The following is a 25,460-nucleotide window of genomic DNA, read 5'->3' on the forward strand; positions in this document are numbered from 1 at the left end:
GCTGCCACGGCGCCGGTGTCTCAGCTGTGCGCGGGGGTGCGCGGCTGAGGCACCTCCAACCAACTCGGGTTGGAGCCCCGCCAGGCGTTGGCGAGGATCACGGCCGAGGTCTGGCTGGGGCACTCCTGGACCTTGGATTTGCCGGAAGCGCCGCCGATCTGCGCCTCGACCTCCCAGCGGGAACCATCCGTCCGGATGTAGACGTCGCGACGACCCTTCGGGGTGCGGTTCCCGTTCCACCAGTGGCATTCGACTCTCACTACCGGACCGTACCCCAGGTAGCGGCCATACCGAATATTTTGATCTTGATCGGTTCGGTTACAACCTATCCGCACTTCAGATGTGATCTCCCCCGGTAAACGTGGTGTTCGCCACCCGGAATCCGGCCGGAAACAAATCTGCTGGAATCTGGCCTTTCCGATCACACTTTCGGGGGTTAGGGGCACCGTGGAGATTCTTCTGATGACCGCCATCGCCGGCGAGCGCGCCCGGCGCGTCCTCCCCGGGCTCGACCTGCTCCCGCACACGCTGCGGATCGCGCCGCGCGACGTGTCCGCGCTGATCACCGGCCCGAACCCGGACGTCGTGCTGGTCGACGGCGCCCACGGGCTCGGCAGCCGCTCCGGCCTCGCCGAGGCCCGCGACACCTGCCGGCTGCTGCGCGCCACCGGCCTCTCCAGCCCGCTGGTCGCGGTCGTCGACGAGGCCGGCCTCGCCGCCGTCTCGGCTGAGTGGGCCATCGACGACGTGGTGCTCGTCACGGCCGGTCCCGCCGAGATCGAGGCCCGGCTCCGGCTCGTCACCGCCCGCCGCACCGCGCAGAACGCCGGCACCAACGGCATGATCACCGCCGGCGAGCTGCTCATCGACCCGGCCACCTACGCCGCGAAGCTCAAGGGCGCGCCGCTCGACCTGACCTACAAGGAGTTCGAGCTGCTCAAGTTCCTCGCCCAGCACCCCGGCCGCGTCTTCACCCGCGACCAACTGCTCCGCGAGGTCTGGGGCTACGACTACTTCGGCGGCCACCGCACCGTCGACGTCCACGTCCGCCGCCTCCGCGCCAAACTCGGCTCCGAATACGAGTCGATGATCGGCACGGTCCGCCAGGTCGGCTACAAGCTCGTCCTCCCACCCCGCCCCGAGTCCTCACTCCTGGCCCCGGAGATCGAGCGCGTGCTCGCCTGAAGGCTTTCCAGGGCTAGGACCCGGGCCCCGCGACATCCGCCGCCTCGCCACCCCAGTCGTGGACGAACTCGCTCATGAAGTCCCCGACCGCCCTCCCGGTCCGGCTTCGTCATGATCCCGGCCGGATCTGCTGGAGTGGGAGGCCGCGCTGGTCAGGTGGGAGGAGAAGTGGGCGGCTCTCCTGAATCGGCTCGTCACTCCAGGAGGGTCTGGATGTCGGCGGCGGTGAGGGTGGTGGAGGCGAAGTCGCCGCCGTCGAGGACGCTGCCGAAGAGGGCGGCCTTCTTGGCCTGGAGGGCCATGACCTTCTCCTCGATGGTGTCCTTGGCGACGAGGCGGTAGACCATGACGTTGCGGGTCTGGCCGATGCGGTGGATGCGGTCGACCGCCTGTGCCTCGGTCGCCGGGTTCCACCACGGGTCGAGCATGATGCAGTAGTCGGCCTCGGTGAGGTTCAGGCCGAAGCCGCCGGACTTCAGGCTGATCAGGAAGACCGGTGCGGTGCCGGACTTGAAGGCGTCGATCACCCGGGCGCGGTCGGTGGTCTTCCCGTCCAGGTAGTGGCATTCGATGCCGTCGTTCTCCAGCCGTTCGCGGGCCGCGGTCAGGAAGCGGGTGAACTGGCTGAAGACCAGGGTCCGGTGGCCCTCGGCGGCCAGGTCGGTGACGCGTTCGACCAGCGCGTCCAGCTTGGTCGACGGGACGGCGTGATGCTTCGCGTCGACCAGGCTGAGGTCGAGGCTCGCCTGGCGGAGCAGCGTCAGCGACCGGAAGATCTCGAAACGGTTCTGCTGCAGGTCGCCGAGCAGGCCGAGCACCTTCTGCCGTTCGCGCTGCAGATAGGTCTGGTAGATCTTGCGGTGCCGCGGGTTGAGCTCCAGCATGACCGTCTGTTCCTGTTTGGCCGGCAGGTCCGCGACCACCTCGGCCTTGCGGCGGCGCAGCATCAGCGGCCGGATCCGGCGGCGTAGGTGGGCGAGCCGCTCCTGGTCCTGCTCCCGCTCGATCGGCCGGCGGTAGAACTCCGTGAAGCGGTCCAGCCGGGACAGCAGGCCGGGCGCGGTGATGGACAGCAGCGCCCACAGTTCGGCGAGGTTGTTCTCCATCGGCGTACCCGTGATGGCGAGTTTGAACGGTGCCGGCAGTTGCCGCGCGCAGCGGTAGGCCTGGGACGCCGCGTTCTTGACGAACTGTGCCTCGTCCAGGATCAGCCCGGCCCACGGCAGCGCGGCGTACTCGTCGTGCTCCAGACGGAACAGCGTGTACGACGTGACCACCACGTGCGCCCCGCCGACCGTCTCCGCCAGCGTGCCGGGGCGGCGGGCCTGCGTCTGCTGGACCGCCCGCACGTCCAGTCCGGGCGCGAACCGGGTCGCCTCGCTCACCCAGTTACCGACCACGCTCGCCGGGGCGACCACCAGGAACGGCGCGTCGGCGGTCCCCTCCTCCACCGCATGACAGATCAGAGCCAGCGTCTGTACGGTCTTACCGAGCCCCATGTCGTCGGCGAGCACGCCACCGAGCCGGTGCCGGTGCAGCGCGGCCAGCCACTGGAAGCCCTCCTCCTGGTAACCGCGCAGCGTGGCACTCAAGCCGTCCGGCAGCGCGGCCCGCGGTCCGGTGCCGGTCTCGGACAGCGCCCGGATCGACTCCTGCCACGCGGCGGCCGGGCCGCTGAGCTCACCGATCTCCGCGAGTTCCTGCCACACCCCGGCCTGGAAACGGCCGACCCGCACGGTGCCGGGCGGCGCGTCCTGCAACGCCCGCGCCTCCGCGATCAGGTCACGCAGCTGGCGGAACTCGGTGCGGTCCAGCGAGAAGTACCGGCCGCTCGGCAGGATCAGGAACTCCTGCTCCGCCGCGAGCGCGACGAACAGGTCCTGGAAACCGACCTGCTCGCCACCGACCGTCACCTCCACCGCGAGATCGAACCAGTCGGAGTCTCCGTTCGCCGTCTCTGCGAACGAGATGACCGGCGCCTCGACCGTCTCGACGTAGTCCTGATCGGTGTGCAGCTCCACCTCGACGTCCGGCAGCGCGGTCAGTGCGGGCGTGAGGTCGCGGATCAGGTGCAGCATGGCGTCCCCGCTGACGACCGCGCCGGCGAGCAGCCGTGGGCCGTCCGGCGACGGCTCGGTCAGCCCGTAGCGCGGATCCGCGACCACCTCGGTGACCGAGTCCAGCGTCCGTTCGTGCGCGGGGGTCAGCGCCACGTCGTCGAGGGGTTCCCGGTGCTCGCCGTCGCCGATCGTGGTCACCCACGACCACGACACAGTCATCCGGTGATCGGGCAGCCGGCGGCCGGTCAGGGTCAGCGTCGCCCGGCTCAGGTCCGGCAGCCGCACCGACTCGTCGAGCACCACGACCTCGGCGCGGCGCGCGAGACCCGGATAGAACTGCCGGAGGAACCTCGGCTGCTCCGCACCGGGGACGACGATCGACGGCGAGGCCAGCGCGGCCGCGGCATCCCGGGTCACCGGCCGGGCCAGCGACGCGAGCCGCAGCACCCGCGGCCCGTCCTCCCACCAGGCGACGCCGTGCGCCGGCTCGCCGACCAGGAGCGTCCGCCGGGGATCGAGCACCGTGCGACCGTCGGTGAGCGCGGGACGCAACCTCAGGTCGTCGCCGTCGCGGTCCACCTGGACCGAGTAGCGGACCGGCGCGGGCCGCACCGTCACCGGCTCGGCGGCCCGTCCCGCGGACACCAGCGGAAGACCCTCGTCCTGCGCCTCCAGCAGCAGATCCCAGACCCGCCGGGCGGGGAAGTCGCCGAGGTTGATCACCCGGCTGTCGGCGTAGGAACTGTAGTAGGAGTAAGGGCTGGAACTCGCGGTCTGGCCACGCAGCTCCTGCAACAGGGCCAGGTGCCGTGCGGTCCGGCCGGACCGGCTGTAGAACGTGTGGCCGAGCGTCTGCCAGTTGATGCCGGTGCGCACCCAGCCGTTCCGGCCCGGCAGGACGGGGCGTAACAGGACTCGCGTGGTCCCGGTCGTCTCCAGCTCGAACTGCAGCGCGATCTCGGGGGCCTCGGGCTCGGCCGGCTCGGCGTCGGTCAGCCACGCGAGCGCGGACTCCCACGGGCGGGCGGCGGCCTGCGACTCCGCGACCTCGAAACCGGCGGCCAGCACCAGCGCCACCGGGTGATCGCACTCCGGCGATCTCTTGCACGCGCAGGCGCCGTCGATGCTCTTCACCGCGCCGTCCGGGCCGATGACCAGCGTGGCCTGCACCCGGCTCATCCCGCCCCGGATCCGGCCGGAGGCCCGCCGCATCGGCTCCGCCCAGCGAGCGTCGACGACCTCGCCGACCACCTTGCGGGCCGCCGTGAAGGATCTCACGCCGACGGCCTGACAGATCGCCGCTTCGTCCTCGGTCAGGATCAACCGCGCCAAGACAAGCTCCTCACCCGACGGTTCGCTCGATAAGGCTACTGATTCACGACCAGCGCGAACGGCGCGCCCACTCGAACGAGTGGAAGGACAACTCGTGTGGGGCCGACGGGACTCGAACCCGCACTGGAACGGACCTAAACCGTTTGCCTGCTACCAATTGGGCTACGGCCCCTCAAAGCGAAAAATCGGTCATGGTTTCCTGTCCGACGCAACGCTGTCCCGGGATCATAGTTGACCGGTGCGTTTGCGGTTGGCGTAGGTAGCGGTCCGGCTGTGGCAGTCGGGGCAGAGGAAGCGGAGGTTCCGCGCCTCATTGTTGAGGAATCTGTGAGGCCGCCGCAGCTTGGGCCAGGGCTTCCGGCGTGTATCGATACTTGACCACGCCGGAACGCTAGCCCGTCCCTCCGACACTTTCGGTCAGTTGTCCAGGCCCAGGTCCTTGCGGAGCTTGGCGACGTGGCCGGTGGCCTTGACGTTGTAGAACGCCTGCTGGATGGCGCCCTTCTCGTCGATGACGAAGGTGGAGCGGATGACGCCGACCACGGTCTTGCCGTAGAGCTTCTTCTCGCCGTAGGCGCCGTAGGCCGTGAGCACGGACCTGTCCTGGTCGGAGACGAGCGGGAAGGTCAGCGCGTCGTGTTCGCGGAACTTGGCCAGCTTCGCGGGGGTGTCGGGGGAGATGCCGACCACGTCGTAGCCGGCGGCGGTCAGCGAGGCCAGGGAGTCGCGGAAGTCGCAGGCCTGCTTCGTGCAGCCGGGGGTCATGGCGCTGGGGTAGACGTACAGGATGACCTTGCGTCCGCGCAGGTCCGACAGGGAGAGCTGGTCGCCGGTGTCGGTCGGCAGGGTGAAGGTGGGGGCGGGGTCGCCGGTGGTGAGGCGGATCGCTTCGGTCATGCGGCCAACCCTACCGGCGCGTTGAAGCACACAGCTGCAAGTCCTTGGCAACAAGGCGGGTGGCTCAATAGTCTGAGCGTCACCTGAGAGAGGGAGCGGCGCCGATGGACTTCGAGGCTCTGCACATATCCAACGGGGTCCTCAACGGGCCCGTCTCGATCGCCTACACGGTGCTCGCCGCCGTCGCGATCGCGGTGTGCCTGGTGAACGGCCGCCGTGATCTGGAGGACCGGCTGGTGCCGATGGCCGGCCTGGTCGCGGCGTTCATCTTCGCGGTGCAGATGCTCAACTTCCCGGTGCTGCCGGGCGTGAGCGGGCACCTGCTCGGCGGCGCGCTCGCCGCGATCCTGGTCGGGCCGTGGGTGGGCGCGCTGTGCGTGACGATCGTGATCACGGCGCAGGCGCTGTTCTTCGCGGACGGCGGCATCACGGCGCTGGGGCCGAACATCACGAACATGGGTCTGGTCTCGACCGCGGTCGCGTTCGGGGTCACCGTGCTGTTGTTGCGCGTGCTTCCTCGTACCCCCGCGGGGTTGTCGATCTCGGTTTTCGTGGCGTCGGTGGTGAGCGTGGTGGTGGCGTCGCAGAGCTTCGTCCTGCAGTACGCGCTGGGTGGCTCGACGGAGCTGACCGGCGTCGGACTGACGAGCGTGGCCGCGGCGATGGCCGGCACGCACGTGCTGATCGGCATCGGTGAGGGCCTGATCAGCGCGGCCACGGTCGCCACGGTCGCCCGGGTCCGCCCCGACCTGGTCTACGCGCTGCGCGGACTGAAGACGGGAGTCGCGGCATGAGGAGGTTCATCCTGGCCGGTCTCCTGACCGCGCTGCTGCTGGCCGGCGTGGTGAGCAGCTTCGCGTCGTCCTCGCCGGACGGCCTCGACTCCGCCTCGACGCGCGGCTGCACGACGAACGCGGACGGTGAGATCACCGGCGGCACCTGCATGGCGCAGGGTGCCAAGGACCACGAGCTGGCGGACAGCCCGCTGGCCGACTACGGCATCGCGGGCGTGGACAACGCCTATCTCTCGACCGGCCTCTCCGGCATCGCGGGCGTGCTGCTCGTCTTCGCGGTCGCGGGCGGTCTCTTCTGGGTGCTGAGGCGAAGCCGGAAGTGAGCCCGGTGCACCGCCTCGCGCCCGAGGTCAAGATCGCAGCGACCGTCGCGATCACGATCGCGGTGGTGGCGACGCCGCGCGAGGCGGTGTGGGCGTTCGGGGTTCACGCGCTGATCGTGGTCGCGCTCGCGGCCGTCGCACGCGTCCCAGCCGGGTGGCTGGCGCGGCGCAGCCTGGTGGAGGTGCCGTTCGTGCTGCTGGCGGTGCTGATGCCGTTCGTGGGTGTGGGCGAGCGCGTCGAGTGGCTGGGCCTGCGGTTGTCCGTGGAGGGGTTGTACGGCGGCTTCAACCTGCTGGTCAAGGGCACGCTCGGGGTGCTGGTCGCGCTGCTGCTGGCCGCGACCACGAGCACCCGGGACATCATCGTCGGCCTGGACCGGCTGCGCTGCCCGCCGGTGCTCACCCAGATCGCCACGTTCATGCTCCGCTACCTGGACGTGCTCGCGGACGAGGCGCGGCGCATGCGCACGGCCCGGCTGGCCCGCGGCGACGACCCCCGGTTCCTGTGGCAGCTGCGCGGCTTCGCGTCCGGCATCGGTGCGCTGTTCCTGCGCGCGTTCGAGCGGGGCGAGCGCGTCTATCTGGCGATGCTGTCCCGTGGCTACACCGGCAGTCTCCCGCAGCTCGGCGGCGCCGGCGCGGGCGTGGCGCAGTGGGCGGCGGCCGCGACCGTACCCCTGGTGGCGGCCGCGATCGCGGTGACCGCCACGATCCTCACATGAGCGAAGCACCGAGCCTGGACGTCCGCGACGTCTCGTTCGCCTACCCCGACGGTCACCGCGCGCTGGACGGCGTCACGCTGCGGGTCGCACGCGGCGAGCGCGTCGCGCTGCTCGGCCCGAACGGCGCCGGCAAGACCACGCTGGTCCTGCACCTGAACGGCATCCTCGGCGGCGGTTCCGGCACGGTCACGGTCGCCGGACTCACGGTCTCCCGGGACCGCACCACGCTCACCGAGATCCGCCGTCGCGTCGGCGTCGTCTTCCAGGACCCGGACGACCAGCTGTTCCTGCCGACGGTCGCGGAGGACGTCGCGTTCGGCCCGGCCAACCTCGGCCTGCGCGGCGCCGAGCTCGAGCAGCGCGTCGACGAGGCACTGGACGCGGTCGGCATGCGCGAACACCGCGACCGCATCCCGCACCACCTCAGCTTCGGCCAGCGCCGCCGAGTCGCGGTCGCCACGGTCCTCGCGATGCGCCCGGAGATCCTGGTGCTCGACGAGCCCAGCTCCAACCTCGACCCGGCCTCCCGCCGCGAGCTGGCCGAGATCCTGCGCGGCCTGCCGGTCACGGTCCTGATGGTCACCCACGACCTGCCGTACGCGCTCGAACTCTGCGACCGCGCCGTCATCCTCGACGCGGGCCGCATAACCGCGGACGCACCGACCCGCACGCTCCTCGCCGACACCGCACTCCTGGCCGCCCACCGGCTGGAGCTGCCCTACGGCTTCTCAGTGCCGGCAACCTAGATCCAGATCATGATTTCCCGCTTCCGGCGGGGTACAGACCGCATGCTCCCGCGGGCACCGGTCGAGTGGGTGGTCACCAGCGAGAACCCCGGGCGGGTTGCCGCTCAGCTACCGTCGATGAGGGCGATCGCGAGTTCGGGGCTGTACGTGCCGGACGGGACGCCCGGTGCGGTGCCGCAGGGGCCGTCCGAGATTCCGGGGGTCTTGATCCAGAGGCGGTAGTCCTCGCCGGTGGCGCCGGGCTGCGGTGCCGAGCCGAGCTTGCGCTGCGGGGGGTTGCACCATGATCCGGCGTGGCCGTTGCCGTTGCGGCTGGTGTCGATGACGAAGCCCGCGGTGTAGCCCTTGCTCTTGAGCTGGGCGTTGATCTTCGCGGCGTGCGCCACGGTCTTGTCCGTCGGGTGGAAGTTCGACACGTTGAGGGCGAAGCCCCGCACGTTGCGGACACCGGCGTCGTGCAGGCGGGCCGCCATCTCGGTGGGTTCGCCCCAGCCGACGTTGCCGGCGTCGAGGTAGGCCCAGACCTTCGGCGCCCTGGTGCTCAGCTCGCCGGTGGCGAAGTTCAGCAGTTCGTTGCGGACGGCGATCTGCTCGGCGGTCATGCATTCGGCGTCGCCGAGGGCGTCGGGTTCGACGATGACGATCGCGGGGCGGTCGCCGATGGCGGCGGCGAACGCCGAGATCCACGTCTTGTACTCGGCGGGTGTCTTCTGGCCGCCACCGGAGTGCCCGCTGCACGCATCCCGGCCCGGCAGGGTGTACGCGACGAGGACCGGCAGCTTCCCGGCCGCCGCGGCGGCGTCGACGTACCTGTCGACCGAGGTGCCGATGTCGGTGAACCACTCGCCGAACCACTTGGCGATCGGCCGGGACGCGATCTCCGCGCTGATCCGCGCGGCCCGAGGATCGTTCCTGTTCGCGAGGGCCCACTTCGCCGGCTCGGAGTTCGGGTCCACGAAGAACCCGGACGTCTCCGCCAGCGGCCCGGCCGGCGCGGGCGACGACGCGGGCGGTGACGACGGCGGGGCCGGCACAGACGGCGAGGCGGGCGGTGACGACGGCGAGGCCGACGCGGACGGCGAGGCGGGCGGCGACGCGGGCTGCGACGACGGCGGGACCGCGATGGGAGCGTGCAGGCCGGCGATCGTCGTATCCCGCGCCGAGTCGTCGGCGTCCGCGATGACCGCCACGCCGATCCCGGCGGCGAGCACGGCAGCGGCCGCCACACCGGTGACCTGCCAGCGTCGAACGTGCATCATCGTTCCCCTCAGTGTTCGGAATCTTGGCGAACGTACTGGTCGGGGCGTTGACTGTTAAGGGTTTTAAGAGATTCGTAAAGAAACCTCGGAAATCGGCAGAATTGCTGACGAAACAATGAGATGCCGAAGATCCGACATACAACCTCTGAGATGCCTCTCGGCGGGGTCAATCGTCCTCGGGGCGCTCATCGAGCGCGGCCTTGAGCGTGAGCGGCGTGCGGCGTGGACGCGGGCGGGCCGGATCCCGGCCCTCACCGGACGCCGCCGTGCTGCCGGAAGACCCCGGGCCGCCGGGAGACCCCGGGCCGCCGGGAGACTCCGGGCCGCCGGGAGACTCCGGGCCGCCGGACACAGGGGCGTCGCCGGCGGTGGCGAGCGCGGTGGCGCGCATGCGGAGGACGGCCGCGGCGGTGAGGCCGAAGCCGGCCGCGAGCGCGAGCACGTCGAGCACCCGGGCCGCGACCGGGGGCCAGGGGGCGGGGACGACCGAGTTGACCAGTGCTCCCGCGTTCGCCAGGCCGACGAAGACGCCGGTGCAGACGCCGGCCAGCGCGAGCGCGAAGTCCGCGGACGGCCGGCGGGTGACGGCGAAGGCCGCGGCGGCGAGCGCGCCGACGCCGGTGAGCGCGGGCCAGAGTTGAGTGGAGAGCAGCGCGGGCAGCGCGGTGCCGAGCGTGTCGTTGCCCGCGTCGATCTCGCGCCCGGCCGTGTAGGCGAGCGCGGCCACCCCGGCCGCTGCGGACGCCGCCGCCAGCAGCCACAGCGCGATCCGGCCGCGGAGGAGACCGAGCGCGGCGACCGCGGCCGCGACCAGGACCACCGCGGCCCACCAGCCGCCGGCGTAGGGCGGCGGCACCCAGTCGAGCGTGCCGGTCGCGGTGATCGGTGTGACGCCGTCGCGGAGGTCGACGGTCCAGTTCCGTACCCGCTGGGGCCGGTTGGGGTCGGCGGCGACCGCGGGTGGTCGCTCCTCGCTCATCCAGTACGTGCGGTGGTCGTGCCAACGGGCGGTCGGCCGGTCCGAGATGCGGCGCCAGGACGGCGGCACCGTGGGCCCGGCCGTGACCGGCACTCTCGTGGACGTGGCGATGCTGGCGTTCAGGTACGTCGCCGCGGAGTTGACGTTCTCCCAGACCCCGTCCGGCCCGACTCGCAGGTAGGGCTCGCCCTCGTAGCCGAGCACCTCGATCTCGCGCCCACCGGTGTTGGTCAGTTCGAGCCGGGCGCCGGCCTCGATGACGCGCAGGCGGACGCCGGGCACGTCCGGGGAGACGCCGGTGAGCCGGGCCCGGTAGTTCGTGCCGGCCGGCGCGTCCGCACCGTGCGCGAACGCGGGCGCGGCCGTGGCCGGTGCGAGCAGCACACCGGCCAGGACCGCGACCACCAGCCGGATTACTTGACGGCCGCCTCGACCGCCGCGGTCAGGCCGGCCGGGGAACGGTCCTCGAGCACGGTCCCGGCGACGTAGACGGTCGGCGTGCCGGTGACCCCGCGCTCGCTCGCCCGGTCCGTGATCTGTGCGCTCCACGTCTCGTATCTTCCGTCCTCGACGCACCGCGTGAAGTCATCCCCCAGACCGAGTGTGGTGCCGAGCGAGATCAGCTTGGCGTCGTCGAGGCCGGACGTGCCCTCCTCGGGCCGGTTGTCGAAGAGCGCCTTGTGGTATTCGGTGAACTTGCCGCCGTCCGCCGCGCACGCGGAGGCGCCGGACGCGCGGGTGGAGTACTGCGTGCCGTTGGAGTAGCGGTCGAGGATCGAGATCGGGTGGTAGACCACGGTGACCTTGCCCGCCTTGACCAGCTCGTCGATGGTGGCGCCGGCCGCGCTCTCGAACTGGCCGCACGCCGGGCACATGAAGTCCTCGTAGACATCGACCGTGACGGCGCCGGTGCCGACCGAGAACCCGGTGCCGTCCGCGATCGCGGAGGCCGGGGTGAACACCTCGCCGGAGCGCTGGGCGGTGAAGATGCCGTACCCGGCGATGCCGGCCACGAGCAGCACGGCGGCGGCGACCACCGAGGTCCACAGCGTGGTTCTGCGGCGCCGCTCCTTGGCGAGCTGCTCGCGTACCATGCGATTCGCCTGCTTTTGATCTTTTCGAGAACTCATGGCCTGGTTACCTCGTCAGGAAGCGGTCGACGGAGAATCGGGAGTCGGGACGGACGATCAGGTAGCCGGCCAGGAGCAGGAACCCGATGTCCCGGGTGATCTCCCAGCCGTAGGTCGGGCTCTCCCCGGCGGCGAGCTGCCCGCCGCTGCCGAAGCAGCCGCAGTCGATCTGCAGGCCGCGGGCCCACGCGCTGGCGATGCCGACGATGAAGACCACCAGCAGCAGCGCGGAGAACACGGCCGAGACCCGGGTCGCGAGCCCGGCGAGCAGCAGCAGCCCGACCGCCACCTCGACGAACGGCAGCATCGCGCCGATCACCTGGGCGACGTCGAAGGGCAGCAGCTGGTACGCGTTGACGGCGCGCGCCGATCCGGCCAGGTCGCCGGCCTTGGAGCCGCCGGCGTAGAGCCAGACGGCCGCGAGACCGAGCCGGGCGACGAGCCCGGCCCACGGTCCGGCTCGATGCCACACAGAGGAGTCCACCTTCCTTGGTCGTGCCGGGCCGTCGCCCGGTTCCGTGCTCACGGTGACGGGACGTGGACCCGACAGGTACGGGCGAAGGTCCCGAAATCGCCGGGAACTTCCCGGGCCGCGCGTCCGACCAACGGGGCATGCCCTCCCGCCCCTCGCGTTTCGTCCTTTTTGATCCCATATTTGGGGTCGAAACGGTAGGTGCGAAACACGCCACGCCCACCACCAGCGATCACCGCCACATCCGTGGGAGAGCATGTCCGGCATGACTGCCGAGAGAAGACGCCGCTGGGCCGTGCTCGCCGCGCTCGTCCTGGGCGCGCTCGCGGTGTTCGTCGGACCGGCGAGCCCGGCCAGCGCGCACGCCGTCCTGCAGCGCACCACGCCCGCCGCCCAGTCCGTGGTCCAGACCCCGCCGGGGGACGTGAAGCTCACGTTCACCGAGGGCGTCAGCCCGGTCAACGGCAAGATCCAGGTGATCGCGCCGAACGGCGACCGGGTCGGCGGCGACCCGCGCGCGGAGGGCTCGACGCTGATCATCCCGGTCACCGCGGACCAGCGCGGCACGTACCTGGTCAGCTACCGGGTGATCTCCGCGGACAGCCATCCGGTCAGCGGCGCGTTCACGTTCTCGGTCGGCGCCACGTCCGCGGTGCCCGTGCTCGCCGAGGACGGCGACGACACCGACCCGGTGGTCAAGAACACGATCCCGGTCGCGAAGTTCATCGGGTACGCCGGGCTCGTGCTGGTCGTCGGCCCGGTCCTGGTGCTGCTGTTCCTCTGGCCGGCCCGGCTCAGCCGCCGGACGCCGGCCCGGCTGGTGCGCACCGGCCTCGGCCTGATCGCGTTCAGCACGCTCGCCGCGCTCTACCTTCAGGCGCCCTACACCGGCGGCGGCAATCTGCTCGACGCGGGCGGGCTCGGTGACGTGGTCGCCAGCTCGTTCGGCACCGCGCTGCTGGTCCGACTGGGCCTGCTCGCCGCGATCGCGATCATGCTCCGGCCGATCCTCGCGGAGCGCGGCGACGGCGGCCGCGGCGACGGCGGCCGCAGCGGCGAGAACATGGTCGACCTGATCGTGCTCGCCGCGCTCGGCACCGCCGCGGTCTTCACCTGGCCGCTCACCGGCCACCCGTCCGCCTCACCGGTCGCGGCCGTCTCCGTCGTGGTCGACGCGATCCACCTGGTCAGCATGGCGGTCTGGCTCGGCGGCCTGGTCATGCTGGTCGGCTTCCTGCTGCGCCAGGCCGGCGAGCGCGAGCTGAGCGCGATCCTGCCGATCTGGTCCCGGTGGGCCGCGCTCGCGGTCAGCGCGCTGCTGCTGGCCGGCGTGGTCAACGCGCTCATCGAGATCGGCACGCTCGACGCGCTCACCGGCACCACCTACGGGCGGTTCATCATCGCCAAGACCGCGTTGTTCGCGGCCGTGGTGGGCGTCGCCGCGTACTCCCGGTCGCTGGTCCGCAAGCGGGTCACGGCCGAGAACCCGGGGCGGATACGGACCGCGGTCTGGGCCGAGCTGGCGATCACCGTGGTCGTGCTCGGCGTCACCTCGGTGCTGGTCCAGCAGACGCCGGCGCGCACCGAGTCGGAGAACGCGGTGCTGGCGGGCGAGGGCTACTTCTCGGTGCTGGTCGACAGCCCGCTCTACACGCTGCAGGTCGAGCTGGACCCGGCCAAGGTCGGCAGCAACTCGATGCACCTGTACTCGTACGAGCCCGGCACCACGAACCTGCTCAAGGCGGAGGAGTGGACCACCACCGCCGCGCTCCCGGCCGCCGGGATCGAGCCGATCGACGTGCCCATGCTCCGCGTCGCCGACAACCACGCGATCAGCGAGTTCCAGCTGCCGGCGGCCGGCACCTGGGAGTTCACGTTCACCCTCCGCACCACCGAGATCGACCAGGCCACCGTCACCGTCACGGTGGATGTCGCCTCCTGACTGAAGGGACAGCCATGTCTCCCCGTACCGCCGCCCGCGCGGCACTGCTCAGCCTCGGCGCCACGGCCGTCGGCGTACTCGCGTTCGCCGGGCCGGCGTCCGCGCACGTCACGGTCAACCCCAGGGAGGCCACCCAGGGCGGGTACGCCAAGGTGGACTTCCGGGTGCCGAACGAGAGCGACACCGAGTCCACCACCAAGGTCGAGATCTTCCTGCCGGAGGACGCGCCGATCGGTTCGGTCTCCACCAAGCCGGTGCCGGGCTGGACCGTCGCGATCGAGAAGGGCGCGCCGGCCACGCCGGTGACCGCGCACGGCGCGGAGATCGCCGAGGTGGTCAAGAAGATCACCTGGACCGCCGCGGACGAGAACTCGCGGATCACGCCCGGCACGTTCCAGGAGTTCCCGGTCTCGCTCGGCCCGCTGCCCGAGACCGGGCAGCTGGTCTTCAAGGCGCTGCAGACGTACTCGGACGGCGAGATCGTGCGCTGGATCGACGAGCCGGTCGCGGGCGGCGAGGAGCCGGAGAGCCCGGCGCCGGTGCTCACGCTGACGGCCGCGGCCGCTTCGGAGGCCCCGGTGGCCGAGCCGGTGGCCTCGTCCGAGTCCTCCGCGGACTCCGGCCCGGCGCTGGGGATCGCGATCGCGGGGCTGATCGCCGGCCTGCTCGGGCTGCTGCTCGGCGGCCTGGCATTCACCCGAAGCGGCCCGCGCCCGGCACCGGCGGCCTCCGGCCCGGCGGCCTCTGCCCAGGCGGACGGCACGAAGAGCGTCTGACTCGCCGTCGGTGGCGGCCCGATTCCCGGTGACGGGGTCGGGCCGTCGTGCTTTCGGCGCTATCTGAGCCGTGTCGATGTGGCTGATGCGGGTGTTTCGCCTTGTATGGTCCGATAACGGGGCAAAGGGGGAAGCCGATGCGCATCATCCGCATGATCGCCGGAATGCTGCTGCTCACCGCGGGACTGCCGATCCTGCTCGCCGCCGGTGGGCTGTGGACCGTCGGCCAGCATCGGGACCCCGGCGGCGCGTTCCGGGCCGAGCTGGAACGACTCGACGTACCCGGCCAGGCACTGATCATCGAGGACCTCGACGGGCTGCTCCGCCGCGACGCCACGTTCGCCCGCGCGAGCGGCACCGCGGTCCGGATCGCCGCCGCGACCGACGGCGGGCCCGCGTTCGTCGGGCTCGCGCCCACCGCGGACGCCACCGGATACCTCCGGGCCGCGCGGCACACCCGGGTCGAGCAGCTCGCGCTCAGCCGGGGCCCGCTGCCGGTGCGGGCCGGCACGGTCGCCGGTACCCGGCGGCCCGCCGCGGACCCCGGACGTCAGACCTTCTGGACCCGCTCCGGCGTCGGCGACCTGAGCTGGACCGCCGACGAGATCCGCGATCGCGGCCTCGCGCTGGTCGTCATGACCACGGACGGCCGGCCGGCCGGAACCGTCTCGATCACCGCGGAGCTGCGCCCCCGCTGGCTCACGGCCGCGACCTGGGGCGGCCTCGGCGGCGCCCTGCTGCTGATCATCGCGGGCATGGTCGTGCTGGCGTGGCCGGCCCGCCCGCGCGAACTGGTCTACGTCGTCGAGCCGGACCGCCTCCCGGACGTCGCGGCCCGGCTCAGTTCCCACGCCTCCGTCATCCACGCCGCGGACGACGGCCTGCTCATCACCCGGATCACCGGCCGCCCCCGCCGCCCGGCCAAGACCGCCGACCTGTGGTCCCGCACCACACCCTCGACCCAGCCGGCACCGGCCGGTTCCGTCGTGTCGGCGGGTCCCGCCGTGCGGGCCGGGTCTGTCGCGTCGGTCGATCCGGTCGTGCCAGCCGGTTCTGTCGTGTCCGCCGGTGCTGTGGTGCCGGCCGGTTCTGTCGTGTCGGCCGGGAACCTGTCGGTGGATGGTGTGATGACGGACACGGACGCCGCCCAGCGGCCGGCGACGCTCGCGGACGCGGCGTCGGCGGAGAGCGGGGACGAGGTGACCACGTCGCTCGCCGTGCCCGCGGGTCCGGGCGACACCAGCGCCGGCCGGGCGGTCGGTACCGCGGCGGAGCCGAAGGGCTGGACCGGTCCCCGCCCGCCGGTCTCGCCTCAGCTGACCTGGCCACCGCTGACCCGCGACACAGCCGAGAGCACCAGCCCGCCGATTCCCGCCACCATCGGCATGACCAGGCAGACCGGCCCATCCGGTCGGCCGACGGTCGCACAGGCCGGGCAGGCCGGGCAGGCCGGGCAGGCCGGGGCGGACCCGGGAGCGGCCGCGGAGCCGGACACCGCGGAGATCGTCGCCGCGCCGCGAAAGCGAGCGAAGGCGCAGCCCGTGGGGGCGGCGAGGACGCCGGTCAAGCGCACATCGGACACGCGGCGCGCGCCGCGTCGCAGGGACGCGGTGGGGATGCCCGAGTCCACCGCGGAGGCGGCACCGCCTGCGGCACCGCCTGCGGCACCAGCCGGTGCGGTGCCGCACGTTCCGGCGGATGGGCCGGCACCGGGTGAGGCAGCCCTCGCGGCGGCGGCCGGGGTAGCGCTAGCCGGGGTAGCGCCGGCCGGCGGGGTGGCGGTCGGCGGGGTGGCGGCCGAGGTGGCGACGGTCAAGCGTCAGCCGCGCCGGAAGGAACCGGCGGCGGGCGTCGCCGACGGAGACGGGAGTGTGGAAGGGCGGGGAGGCGGCGGTACGCCGGTGGCCCGGGGAGTCGCGGACCGCGACGGTGGAGGGGCGAGTACTCAGGCGGCCGGGCCGGGGGAGTCGTCGGCCGTACCCGCGAATGGTGCCCTTGATCTTGATGTTGCGGCTCCCGCGCCGCGGGCCGGGCGTCGCCGGAAGGCGGTCGACGGTGAGGTGCGGCAGGCGCGCTAGGCGGCACGTCGAGCGGCCCTCCACTCCGGGTGGAGGGCCGCTTCACCGGGGGAACGGTGGGGCATCGCGGGGGTCTTGCTGTGTTAAGAGTCAGTTTAGGGATTTGGGCGGTATCCGACCAGATATGTCCCTCTGGATGATGATCTGCTACAACGCGAGCACCGGCCGAGAAGCCGGAATCTCTGCCTCACGCAGCGCCGACGACGCAGCGCTGCGCGTAGGCTGTCGTCGTGGCTGATCTTCTGGTGTGGGTGGACTGCGAGATGACCGGGCTGGATCTGGGCAAGGACGCCCTGATCGAGGTGGCGGCCCTGGTTACCGACCCCAACCTTCAGGTGCTCGGCGAGGGGGTCGACGTGGTGATCCACGCCGACGACGCCGCGCTGGCCAGCATGCCGGACGTGGTGCGTGACATGCACGCGAAGTCCGGCCTCACCGAGGAGGTCCGCGCCTCCACGGTCACGATGGCCGAGGCCGAAGACCTGATCATGGAGTATGTGACGCAGTTCGTGCCGGACCCGCGCTCCGCCCCGCTGTGCGGCAACTCGATCGCGACCGACCGCGGCTTCCTCGCCCGGGACATGCGCCGCCTCGACGCCCACCTGCACTACCGCATGATCGACGTCTCCTCGATCAAGGAGCTGGCCCGCCGCTGGTTCCCGCGTACCTACTTCGGCCAGCCCGCCAAGGGCCTGTCCCACCGGGCGCTCTCCGACATCAAGGAGAGCATCCGCGAGCTGGAGTACTACCGCCGCGCGATCTTCGTCCCGGCCCCCGGCCCGGACGTCGAGACCGCCAAGGCCATCGCGGCACAGCTTTGAGGTAACCCGCTCGACGGCCGCCCGAGGGGTGTGGCTATCATTGGTCAGCACCCCACACGGGCCGATGGTTCGGGTGGAAAGCATGGTGGTCGTAGCTCAGCTGGTAGAGCACCGGGTTGTGGTCCCGGGGGTCGCGGGTTCAAGTCCCGTCGATCACCCCACGTAAGACGCAGGTCAAAGGCCTGATCGCGAAAGCGGTCGGGCCTTTCGCCATTTTCGGCGGCCGGCAACGGGAGCCGGAGGGAGCTGGCCGGGCTGGCTGGACCGTCCGGGCCGTCTGGGCCGTCTGGGTCTAAAGGCCTAACGGGTCCCGGCGGGAAACGCCTACCATCCGCGGCAGCTCGTCCTGTCCTTCCGGTGGGAGTATCCGTGTCTGACCTTGCACCGCGTCCCGGCCTCCTGCGGCGGCTCGCCGTGAACAAGCGGAACCTGGCCGCCAGCGGTGCTGGTGTCGCCGTCGTGGTGATCGCGGTCGCGGCCGCTGCCGTGTCCCTGGCGGACGCGTCGGCCGAGCCGGACCCGGCGGGTGCCGCGACCGTGGCCTCGCCGTCGACCGTGGTCAGTGCCACCGGATCGCCGAGTGCGTCGCCGTCCGCGTCCGCCTCGGCCTCCGCGTCCGCGTCGCCGTCCGCGGTGGCGCCGGCGAAGCCCGTGCAGGCCGCGCCGGAGCCGGTGATCCCGAAGACCGGCTGGATCGCGGTCGATTCGGCGGCATGGAAGGCGCAGGTCGACGCGTATCAGGCGCTGTCGTACGAGCCGGCGCCGGCCAGCGTCGGCAACCTGCCGGAGTTCCGGGCCGACTGCGAGTACAGCCACTCGCTGCCGGACGACCCGATCGTCGCGCCCGGCCTGCCCGGCGCCTCGCACATGCACTCGTTCTTCGGCAACGAGGGCGTCGACGCGGGTACGGTCGCGGACGACCTGGTGCGGTTCACGGCCACCACGTGCGAGCCGAAGCAGGACCACTCGTCGTACTGGGTGCCGACGCTCTACGACGCCGGGACGAACAAGGCGGCCGAGCCGACCGGCTTCCGGGTTTACTACCGCTCGCTGATGAACGACTCCGCGAAGCAGCTGCCGATGCCGAACGGCCTGCGCATGATCGCCGGTGACGCGAAGAAGAAGGTGCCGACGCCGCGCGGTGCCACCGGCCAGTTCTACTGTGCCTACTGGGAGCCCGGGCACGACGCGGACGGCGTCGCGCGCAGCACCGACGGCAACTGGCCGATCTGCGAGAAGCAGGCCTACCTGCACTTCATCCTGCAGTTCCCGGACTGCTGGGACGGCAGGCACCTGGACAGCCCCAACCACAAGGACCACGTCGCGTACGGCTGGAACAACGCCTGCCCGGCCAGCCACCCGGTCAAGATCCCCGCGATCACGTTCGACATCCAGTACGGCGTCCAGGGCAGCCAGGCCGGCTACTACCTCGCCTCCGACAAGGACGTCCGCAGCTCGTCCTCCATGCACGGCGACGCGTTCGTGATGTGGGACGTCGACACCATGAACAAGCGCACCAAGAACTGCGTCGAGCAGCGCCGCACCTGCGACAACTACGGCTATCTGAAGTAGCGGCGGCGGTGGATGTCCGGTTTCCGCCTGGACCCTTCCGGCCGTACGCCCGGCCCCGGCACGATCACACGGCAGGTGCGGGGACCGGCGGCGGGCGGGGGACGGCGGCATGGCGGAGGTTCCACCGGGCCGGGCCGGGCTGGACGGCGCGCTCCGGTCACTGTGGACAGACGGTGACCTGAGCACCGGCCGGGATCGGTTCGAGGCGGCGTACCGGGCGGCGCAGCGCGACGCGGACGGCGACGCGATGGCCGTCGCCGCGCTCGGGCTGGGCGGCCTGTGGGTTCACGAGCACCGCACCTACGCTGGTGCGGAGCAGGTGCGGCTCCGGCTCCGGCAGGCACTCGACGCGGTCACGCCCGGCACCGTTCTCGCGCTGCGGCTGCGGATCCGGCTGGCGGCCGAGGCCGACTACCGCGCGGGCGAGCACGCCGCGGCCCTGGGCATGCTGGCCGAGGCGAGACGTTCCGGCGAGCCGGTCGCGGTCGCGGACGCGCTCAGCCTCGCCCACCACTGCCTGCTCGGACCGGACCACGGCCGAATCCGCAGGCAGCTCGCCGAGGAGCTCGTCGGCTGGGCCGTCCGGACGCACCGTCCGGGTGACCTGCCGATGGGGCTGCTGTGGCGCACCGCCGACATGTTCACCGGCGCGGACCCGCACGCCGAACGCAGCCTTGCGGAGCTGCGGGAACTGCTCGTCCGGCGCCCGAACCTGGCCGTCGGGTTCGTCGTGGCCGCGATCGAGGTGATGCGTGCGATCCGCGCCGGCCGCTTCACCGCGGCACGGGCGCAGGCGCAGGCCTGTCTTGAGGCCGGCCGGGCCGCGGGCGACGCCGACGCCGACGGGTGGTACGCGGGACACCTCATCGCCATCGCGTGGTACGCGGGCCGGATCGGTGACCTGCTGCCGATGCTCGGCGACCTGGCCGACTCGCCGACGTTGAGCGTGCAGGACAACTCGCTGTACGCCGGGCTGGCGATGGCCGCCGCGGCTGCCGGCGACCGGCAGCGTGCGGCGGCCGCGCTGGCCCGGCTGTCCGGCACCGGCCTCGACCGGCTGCCGCGCTCCAGCACGTGGCTGGCCACCCTGTTCGGCGTCGTCGAGTGCGCCTACGTGCTCGCCGAGGCGGACGTCGCGGCGACGGCGTACGAACTGCTCAGCCCGTTCGCCCGGTTGCCGGCCACGGCCAGCCTCGGCGTGGTGTGCTTCGGGTCGGTCGAGCATGCCCTGGGCATGGCCATGCTGACCGTCGGCGACCTGGACCGTGCCGTCGGCCACCTGCGGGCTGCCGTACCGGCGAACCTCGCGCTCGGGCACCGGCCGGCCGCTACGCTGTCCCGCTCGCGGCTCGCGCAGGCGCTGGCCCGCCGATCCACGCCGGGCGACGCCGCGGAAGCCCAGCGGGAGGCGACGACCGCCGTCGGCGAGGCCGCTGCGCTGGCCATGGTGCTGCCCGAGTCACCGGCGATGCCGCCCGCGGTCCGGGCAAGCCCGCTCACCGCCCGTCGCCCGGGCCGACTCTGGCAGATCGAGCTGGGCCTGCGCAGCGCCTGGGTCGAGCACAGCCTGGGCATGCTCTATCTGTCGGAACTACTGGCCAACCCCGGGCGGGAGATCTCGGCCGCCGAGCTGGCCGCCGGTCGCGCCGACCACGCCGTCACCGATGCGGGGTCGCGGCAGCCGGTGCTGGACGACACGGCGATCCGCGAGTACCGGCGGCGCCTCACCGCGCTGCAGGAGGAGATCGCCGACTCCGACGGGCAGCCACGTGGCGACCGGGCCCGGGACGAACGTGACTGGCTGCTCGCCGAGCTGTCCACCGCCACCGGGCTCAGCGGCCGGATCCGGCGCTTCGCGGGCAACGAGGAGCGGGCCAGGATCGCGGTCGGCAAGGCCATCCGCCGGGCCGTGGAGCGGGTCACCGCCGCGGATCCAGTGATCGGGGCGCATCTGCGCGCCACAGTCAGCACCGGGATCCGCTGCTGCTACCTCGCGCCGTCGTAGTGCCGGGAAACCGGTGAGCCGATCGGCCCACCGGCCTCCGCACCGTCAGAAGTTGTACGACACGGTGTTGGTCCGGATGTTGCCCGGATCCACGATGGCGTAGATCTCGTCCCGGCGGTCGAAGATGGTGTCGTCCTCATTGAGGACCCCGCGCAGCACCTGGGCGCCGCTGTAGAAGGGGCCGCCGCGGAAGTCGTCGAACACGGCATCCGAGCCGTACAGGCCGAAGACCCCGTTGACGGCGGTGTCGCAGGAGACGTAGACCGGGTAGCGGCCGTTCTCCTGCGGGCCGATGGACAGCGTGCAGCTGGCCGCCTGCGCCGGGGAGGCGACCGACATGGTCACGGCGAGGCCGAAGCACGCCGCGGACGCGAGGGCCGCGGCCTTCCGAGCGAGCGGGTGTTTCCGATTCATGTGCCCTCCTGGCAGTGGACCGGCCGGCGTACCGCACGCCGGCGCGATGACGCGCGATGCGTCTGTACCTGAGGGCGTTCCATGCCGTTCCATGCCGCTCGGACGGCCGTCGACACCGTCCGGCCGGAGTTCGAGTGCGGCTGGCGACAGGCACCACGGACAGCCGCCCACTGTCATTCGCTGATTCCGAATGCGGAGGCGTGGTTGTGTCCTTGCGGCCTCGGATCGTGCAGGGAGGATCGCCGGCGACGACCGTTGCCCGCGGGGCACACCCCTGCTGCCGCCCCGGCCCTCACCCCTAAGCCGGAGTAAACGCTGAGCCCTCGCCGGAAGCGGGCATATCAATGGTTATAAAAAGCAAATCCCCCAAGCTGTTAGCTCAGGGGATTGAATGGTGCGCCGCGTAGGACTTGAACCTACAACCCGCGGATTAAGAGTCCGCTGCTCTGCCAGTTGAGCTAGCGGCGCTCGTTCGGCAACGGGGAGAACACTAGCACGGTCCTCCGGCGCGCTTCCAATCGGTTGGCGGGGTGTGGCCTACGCAACGTGACCGGCCGCGGCGGCGATGCGGGGATTGCGATCGTCGGGCAGGATGGGGCGCGTATCTCGGCAGGTCAGCGGATCAACCGCCCCGAGACACACCCATGGCGGGACAAATATGCATAAAGGACGGGTCGGATGAGGCGTACCGCGTTGGTGGCGGCGCTGGCGATCATGATGCCCCTGGCGCTCGCGGCGTGTGGGAGCGACGACGAGACGGCGGCGGAGGCCGCGCTGCCGTCCGCCGCGCCCCCGCCGCCGGTCGCGACGTCGACCGCGCCGGCCGTGCCGCTGGCGCTGGAGATCACGCCGAAGGACAGGGCGAGGAACCAGCCGGCGAGCGTGGAGATCGGGACGGCCGTGGCCGGCGGCGCGGTCGACACGGTCAAGCTGGTGGACGGCGCCGGCAAGAAGGTGGCCGGTGCGATGCGGGCGGACGGCACGTCCTGGGTGCCGGCGAAGACGCTCGCGTTCAACGCCCCCTACACCGCGACCGTGACCGCGAAGAGCGACGCGGGCGAGTCGATCACGCGGACCACGAGCTTCACCACGATGGGCAGGCCCGGCAACGAGACCGGCACCGGGCTCTACCTGTTCGACGACCGTGAGTACGGCGTGGCGATGCCGGTCGTGGTCGAGTTCATCCCGGGCGTGCCGGAGAGTCACCGGGCCGCGGTGGAGAAGCGCCTGTTCGTGCAGACCGATCCGCCGCAGCCGGGCGTGTGGTCCTGGGTCAAGGGCGGCAGCCAGGCGTACTACCGCGCGCCGGAGTACTGGCAGCCCGGCACGAAGCTGACCGTGCGGATAGGGATCGGCGGCCTGGAGACCGCGCCGGGTACCTACGGCAACACCGACCGGACCGCGGCCGCGGAGATCGGGCGCAAGTTCGAGATGCAGGTCGACAACTCCGACAAGCAGATGAAGGTGTACGAGGACGGCAAGCTCACCAAGACGCTGCCGGTGAGCCTCGGCAAGCCGAAGATGCCGTCCGCCAGCGGCGTGATGGTCGTGATGGAGAAGAAAGAAGCGACCGTCTTCGACACGTTCGAGCAGTTCGGGCCGGTCGAGGGCTACCGGGTGGACGTGGAGTTCGCGCAGCGCCTGACCTGGAGTGGCCAGTTCATCCACGCCGCACCCTGGTCGAACGCGTCGCAGGGCCGGGAGAACGTCTCGCACGGCTGCGTGAACGTGTCCCAGGACGGCGGCCAGTGGCTGTTCGGCAAGACGCTGATCGGCGACCCGGTGACCGTGACCGGCACCGGGGTGAAGCTGGACGACGGCAACGGCTGGACCGCCTGGAACGTCAGCTGGGAGCAGTTCACCAAGGGCTCCGCGCTGCCGATTCCGGACAATCTGAAGAACGTCACGCCGTCCCCCGCGAACAGCCCGTCCTGAGCACCGGCGGGGCGACCAGCAATCATGACATTGTGTAACTGGTCGCCCCGCCATTAAGTTGCTGTTACGACGATCGGTTCGTCCTTTCGGCTGTGTGTGATCATGTCCTCTCCGGGTACCGTTACTGGCCTGGCGGGCAGTGCGACTGTGCACTCCGGCCGCCCGAAGGGCCCCGGGCGCCTGCGCGTGTCTCCTCTGCGCGGAGTGCAACCAGGGTCCGCCGTTCCACGTGTGGCAAGTGGCGTCGGGATCGAGACCTGGGGTTAGGGGACAATGCACGCTACCCGTTTCGAGCGGGCACCTTGGGGTGTGCCCGGCTCACGCATACGACGGCGCGCTCTGGGCGCGCTCGTCCTGGCCGGAGTCATAGGCTTCGGCAGCGCCTGCAGCGGCGACTCGTCGCCCACCTGGCAGAGCAACGACGCGGGCGCCTCCGCGGGCCCGGTGGCCACGACGGAGAGCCCGGTGCCGATCGGCGCGACGCTCAAGTCGCCGGCCGAGGGCAGCAAGGATGCACCGATCACCACGGACATCTCGTTCGACCTGGTCAACGCGGTCTCCGGCGCGGTCGTCGTGAAGAACGCGAAGGGCGAGCCGGTCGCGGGCAAGCTGTCCGAGGACGGCAAAACCTGGGTGCCGGACAAGAAACTGGCGTACGGCACGAAGTACACGACGGAATACACCGGCACCGACGCGTCCGGCAAGACCGGCTCGATGACCGGCACGTTCACCACCATGGGCGAGCCGAAGAACACGGTCCGCACGGTCAGCTTCATGGGCGAGGGCGCGACCGTCGGCGTCGGCATGCCGCTGATGCTGTCGTTCAGCCGGGAGATCCCGGAGGAGTACCGCGCCGAGGTCGAGAAGCACCTCACGGTCGTCTCCAACCCGCCGCAGGAGGGCACCTGGGGCTGGCTGAGCGCCGACTCGATCCAGTTCCGCCCCGCGGAGTACTGGAAGGCCGGCACGGAGATCACCTACGGCGTCGACCACGCGGGCGTCGAGATGGGCAAGGGCTGGTTCGGCAAGACCGACTACGAGGTCAACGTCAAGATCGGCTCCCAGCTCATCATGGAGGTCGACAACAAGACCAAACACATGACCGTCATCAAGGACGGCAAGAAGGTCAAGGACTTCCCGGTCAGCCTCGGCCAGCCGAAGTTCCCCTCGGTCAGCGGCACCATGCTCATCATGGAGAAGCTCCGCAAGACCACCTTCGACACGTACGGCCAGTTCAGCGACGACGACGCCTACCGCGTCGACGTGGAGTACGCGCAGCGCGTCACCTGGGGCGGCCAGTTCATCCACGCGGCCCCGTGGTCCAACGCCTCCCAGGGCCGGGAGAACGTCTCGCACGGCTGCGTCAACGTCTCCCAGGACGCCGGCAAGTGGCTCTTCGAGCAGACCAAGCTCGGCGACCCCCTGATCGTCAAGAACACCGGCGTCCCGCTGGTCAACGGCGACGGCTGGACCGTCTGGAACATGAGCTACGACGACTTCAAGGCCCTCAGCGCCCTCTGAGTCCACGGGCCCCGTCACGGAATCCGTGACGGGGCCCTTTCATACCCAGACCCATATACCCGCTTCCGGCGGGCCGAGTTGGGCGTGCTCCCGCGGGCACCGGTCGTCGCTGGCGCTCCTCCCTGCACGCCGCGTGGCGCAAGGGCGAAACCGATTGGAGCCGCACCGAAGCGGCGTGCTAACGTTCCCTCCGTTGCCGAACGAGCGCCGCTAGCTCAACTGGCAGAGCAGCGGACTCTTAATCCGCGGGTTGTAGGTTCAAGTCCTACGCGGCGCACCATTGAGATGCCGATTCAGACTCGTTTATCTGAATCGGCATCTTTGTTAGTGCCATGTATCGTTTCACTGGCTCGGCCCGAGGTTTCCTGGGCGATGATCGTCACGGTCTGATTAGATGGGGCCGTGTCCTACGTGAGCTCAGGTGGCGCCCTGCCGCCGAGTAGCCCGGGGGAATCTCACCCCCGGGCCCTCACAGAACCGTACGTAACAGTCTCCCG

General features: G+C 71.2%; 21 protein-coding genes and 4 tRNA genes. 15 read left to right on the forward strand and 10 right to left on the reverse strand.

What is annotated here, in order from left to right; all coding sequences use genetic code 11:
* Positions 1 to 20: 20 nt before the first annotated feature.
* The gene (locus J2S43_RS40975; RefSeq protein WP_306838719.1) at positions 21 to 260 is read right to left on the reverse strand and encodes a hypothetical protein; all 240 of its coding nucleotides are present in this window, start codon (positions 258 to 260) and stop codon (positions 21 to 23) included.
* Between the two features lie 202 nt (positions 261 to 462).
* Between J2S43_RS40975 and J2S43_RS40980 the strand changes: the two genes are divergently transcribed.
* Positions 463 to 1,185: a response regulator transcription factor gene (locus J2S43_RS40980; protein ID WP_306838721.1), complete on the forward strand. Its 723-nt coding sequence runs from the start codon at positions 463 to 465 to the stop codon at positions 1,183 to 1,185.
* A gap of 194 nt (positions 1,186 to 1,379) precedes the next feature.
* Here J2S43_RS40980 and J2S43_RS40985 read toward each other — a convergent pair whose 3' ends face one another.
* The 3 genes from J2S43_RS40985 to bcp all read right to left on the reverse strand — a co-directional run bounded on the left by J2S43_RS40985 (position 1,380) and on the right by bcp (position 5,474).
* Entirely contained in the window at positions 1,380 to 4,577 is a 3,198-nt protein-coding gene (locus J2S43_RS40985; RefSeq protein ID WP_306838723.1) for a DEAD/DEAH box helicase, read from the reverse strand.
* A 97-nt stretch (positions 4,578 to 4,674) separates the two neighbouring features.
* Positions 4,675 to 4,749, reverse strand: a tRNA-Leu gene (locus J2S43_RS40990).
* A gap of 245 nt (positions 4,750 to 4,994) precedes the next feature.
* Complete coding sequence (bcp, locus tag J2S43_RS40995; RefSeq protein ID WP_306838725.1) at positions 4,995 to 5,474, reverse strand: thioredoxin-dependent thiol peroxidase; 480 nt, start codon at positions 5,472 to 5,474, stop codon at positions 4,995 to 4,997.
* 104 nt (positions 5,475 to 5,578) lie between these two features.
* Here bcp and J2S43_RS41000 point away from each other — a divergent pair, with 104 nt between their 5' ends.
* From J2S43_RS41000 to J2S43_RS41015, 4 genes are read left to right on the forward strand one after another with little or no spacing between them, the layout of a single operon-like run.
* Positions 5,579 to 6,268: an energy-coupling factor ABC transporter permease gene (locus J2S43_RS41000; RefSeq protein ID WP_306838727.1), complete on the forward strand. Its 690-nt coding sequence runs from the start codon at positions 5,579 to 5,581 to the stop codon at positions 6,266 to 6,268.
* Entirely contained in the window at positions 6,265 to 6,591 is a 327-nt protein-coding gene (locus J2S43_RS41005; protein WP_306838728.1) for a PDGLE domain-containing protein, read from the forward strand. Before J2S43_RS41000 ends, J2S43_RS41005 begins: the two co-directional genes overlap by 4 nt.
* The gene (cbiQ, locus tag J2S43_RS41010) at positions 6,564 to 7,313 is read left to right on the forward strand and encodes a cobalt ECF transporter T component CbiQ (protein ID WP_306839782.1); all 750 of its coding nucleotides are present in this window, start codon (positions 6,564 to 6,566) and stop codon (positions 7,311 to 7,313) included. Before J2S43_RS41005 ends, cbiQ begins: the two co-directional genes overlap by 28 nt.
* On the forward strand, positions 7,310 to 8,059 hold the full coding sequence (locus J2S43_RS41015) for an energy-coupling factor ABC transporter ATP-binding protein (RefSeq protein WP_306838730.1): 750 nt from the start codon (positions 7,310 to 7,312) through the stop codon (positions 8,057 to 8,059). The genes cbiQ and J2S43_RS41015 overlap by 4 nt, the downstream gene beginning before the upstream one ends.
* Before the next feature lie 104 nt (positions 8,060 to 8,163).
* On the opposite strand, the gene J2S43_RS41020 is transcribed toward J2S43_RS41015, so the two are convergent.
* From J2S43_RS41020 to J2S43_RS41035, 4 genes are all read right to left on the reverse strand, one after another.
* On the reverse strand, positions 8,164 to 9,315 hold the full coding sequence (locus J2S43_RS41020; RefSeq protein ID WP_306838732.1) for a glycoside hydrolase family 6 protein: 1,152 nt from the start codon (positions 9,313 to 9,315) through the stop codon (positions 8,164 to 8,166).
* Between the two features lie 169 nt (positions 9,316 to 9,484).
* Complete coding sequence (locus J2S43_RS41025) at positions 9,485 to 10,702, reverse strand: hypothetical protein (RefSeq protein ID WP_306838734.1); 1,218 nt, start codon at positions 10,700 to 10,702, stop codon at positions 9,485 to 9,487.
* Between the two features lie 8 nt (positions 10,703 to 10,710).
* Positions 10,711 to 11,427: a DsbA family protein gene (locus tag J2S43_RS41030; RefSeq protein WP_306838736.1), complete on the reverse strand. Its 717-nt coding sequence runs from the start codon at positions 11,425 to 11,427 to the stop codon at positions 10,711 to 10,713.
* A gap of 7 nt (positions 11,428 to 11,434) precedes the next feature.
* On the reverse strand, positions 11,435 to 11,899 hold the full coding sequence (locus J2S43_RS41035; RefSeq protein WP_306838738.1) for a MauE/DoxX family redox-associated membrane protein: 465 nt from the start codon (positions 11,897 to 11,899) through the stop codon (positions 11,435 to 11,437).
* Positions 11,900 to 12,155: 256 nt separating this feature from the next.
* On the opposite strand from J2S43_RS41035, the gene J2S43_RS41040 reads away from it, so the two are divergent.
* The 7 genes from J2S43_RS41040 (at position 12,156) to J2S43_RS41070 (ending at position 21,093) form a co-directional block, all read left to right on the forward strand.
* Positions 12,156 to 13,841: a copper resistance CopC/CopD family protein gene (locus J2S43_RS41040; protein WP_306838740.1), complete on the forward strand. Its 1,686-nt coding sequence runs from the start codon at positions 12,156 to 12,158 to the stop codon at positions 13,839 to 13,841.
* A gap of 14 nt (positions 13,842 to 13,855) precedes the next feature.
* A complete protein-coding gene (locus tag J2S43_RS41045) occupies positions 13,856 to 14,617 on the forward strand; it encodes a YcnI family copper-binding membrane protein (RefSeq protein WP_306838742.1) in 762 nt (253 codons plus the stop codon).
* A gap of 137 nt (positions 14,618 to 14,754) precedes the next feature.
* The gene (locus J2S43_RS41050; protein ID WP_306838744.1) at positions 14,755 to 16,695 is read left to right on the forward strand and encodes a hypothetical protein; all 1,941 of its coding nucleotides are present in this window, start codon (positions 14,755 to 14,757) and stop codon (positions 16,693 to 16,695) included.
* Positions 16,696 to 16,925: 230 nt separating this feature from the next.
* The gene (orn, locus tag J2S43_RS41055; RefSeq protein ID WP_306838746.1) at positions 16,926 to 17,516 is read left to right on the forward strand and encodes an oligoribonuclease; all 591 of its coding nucleotides are present in this window, start codon (positions 16,926 to 16,928) and stop codon (positions 17,514 to 17,516) included.
* 85 nt (positions 17,517 to 17,601) lie between these two features.
* A tRNA-His gene (locus J2S43_RS41060) sits at positions 17,602 to 17,677 on the forward strand.
* Positions 17,678 to 17,885: 208 nt separating this feature from the next.
* The gene (locus tag J2S43_RS41065; RefSeq protein ID WP_306838748.1) at positions 17,886 to 19,088 is read left to right on the forward strand and encodes a DUF1996 domain-containing protein; all 1,203 of its coding nucleotides are present in this window, start codon (positions 17,886 to 17,888) and stop codon (positions 19,086 to 19,088) included.
* Positions 19,089 to 19,197: 109 nt separating this feature from the next.
* Complete coding sequence (locus J2S43_RS41070) at positions 19,198 to 21,093, forward strand: hypothetical protein (RefSeq protein ID WP_306838749.1); 1,896 nt, start codon at positions 19,198 to 19,200, stop codon at positions 21,091 to 21,093.
* 45 nt (positions 21,094 to 21,138) lie between these two features.
* Here J2S43_RS41070 and J2S43_RS41075 read toward each other — a convergent pair whose 3' ends face one another.
* Together J2S43_RS41075 and J2S43_RS41080 are read right to left on the reverse strand one after the other, a co-directional pair.
* On the reverse strand, positions 21,139 to 21,507 hold the full coding sequence (locus J2S43_RS41075; protein ID WP_306838751.1) for a hypothetical protein: 369 nt from the start codon (positions 21,505 to 21,507) through the stop codon (positions 21,139 to 21,141).
* A gap of 392 nt (positions 21,508 to 21,899) precedes the next feature.
* Positions 21,900 to 21,975, reverse strand: a tRNA-Lys gene (locus J2S43_RS41080).
* A gap of 210 nt (positions 21,976 to 22,185) precedes the next feature.
* Here J2S43_RS41080 and J2S43_RS41085 point away from each other — a divergent pair.
* The 3 genes from J2S43_RS41085 to J2S43_RS41095 all read left to right on the forward strand — a co-directional run bounded on the left by J2S43_RS41085 (position 22,186) and on the right by J2S43_RS41095 (position 25,243).
* Positions 22,186 to 23,442 (forward strand): L,D-transpeptidase, encoded by a 1,257-nt coding sequence (locus J2S43_RS41085; RefSeq protein ID WP_306838753.1) that lies wholly within the window; start codon positions 22,186 to 22,188, stop codon positions 23,440 to 23,442.
* A 273-nt stretch (positions 23,443 to 23,715) separates the two neighbouring features.
* Entirely contained in the window at positions 23,716 to 24,963 is a 1,248-nt protein-coding gene (locus tag J2S43_RS41090; RefSeq protein ID WP_306838755.1) for a L,D-transpeptidase, read from the forward strand.
* A 204-nt stretch (positions 24,964 to 25,167) separates the two neighbouring features.
* Positions 25,168 to 25,243 (forward strand) — tRNA-Lys (locus J2S43_RS41095).
* The last annotated feature ends 217 nt before the right edge of the window (positions 25,244 to 25,460 follow it).

The organism is Catenuloplanes nepalensis (assembly GCF_030811575.1).
Taxonomy (GTDB): Bacteria; Actinomycetota; Actinomycetes; order Mycobacteriales; family Micromonosporaceae; genus Catenuloplanes; species Catenuloplanes nepalensis.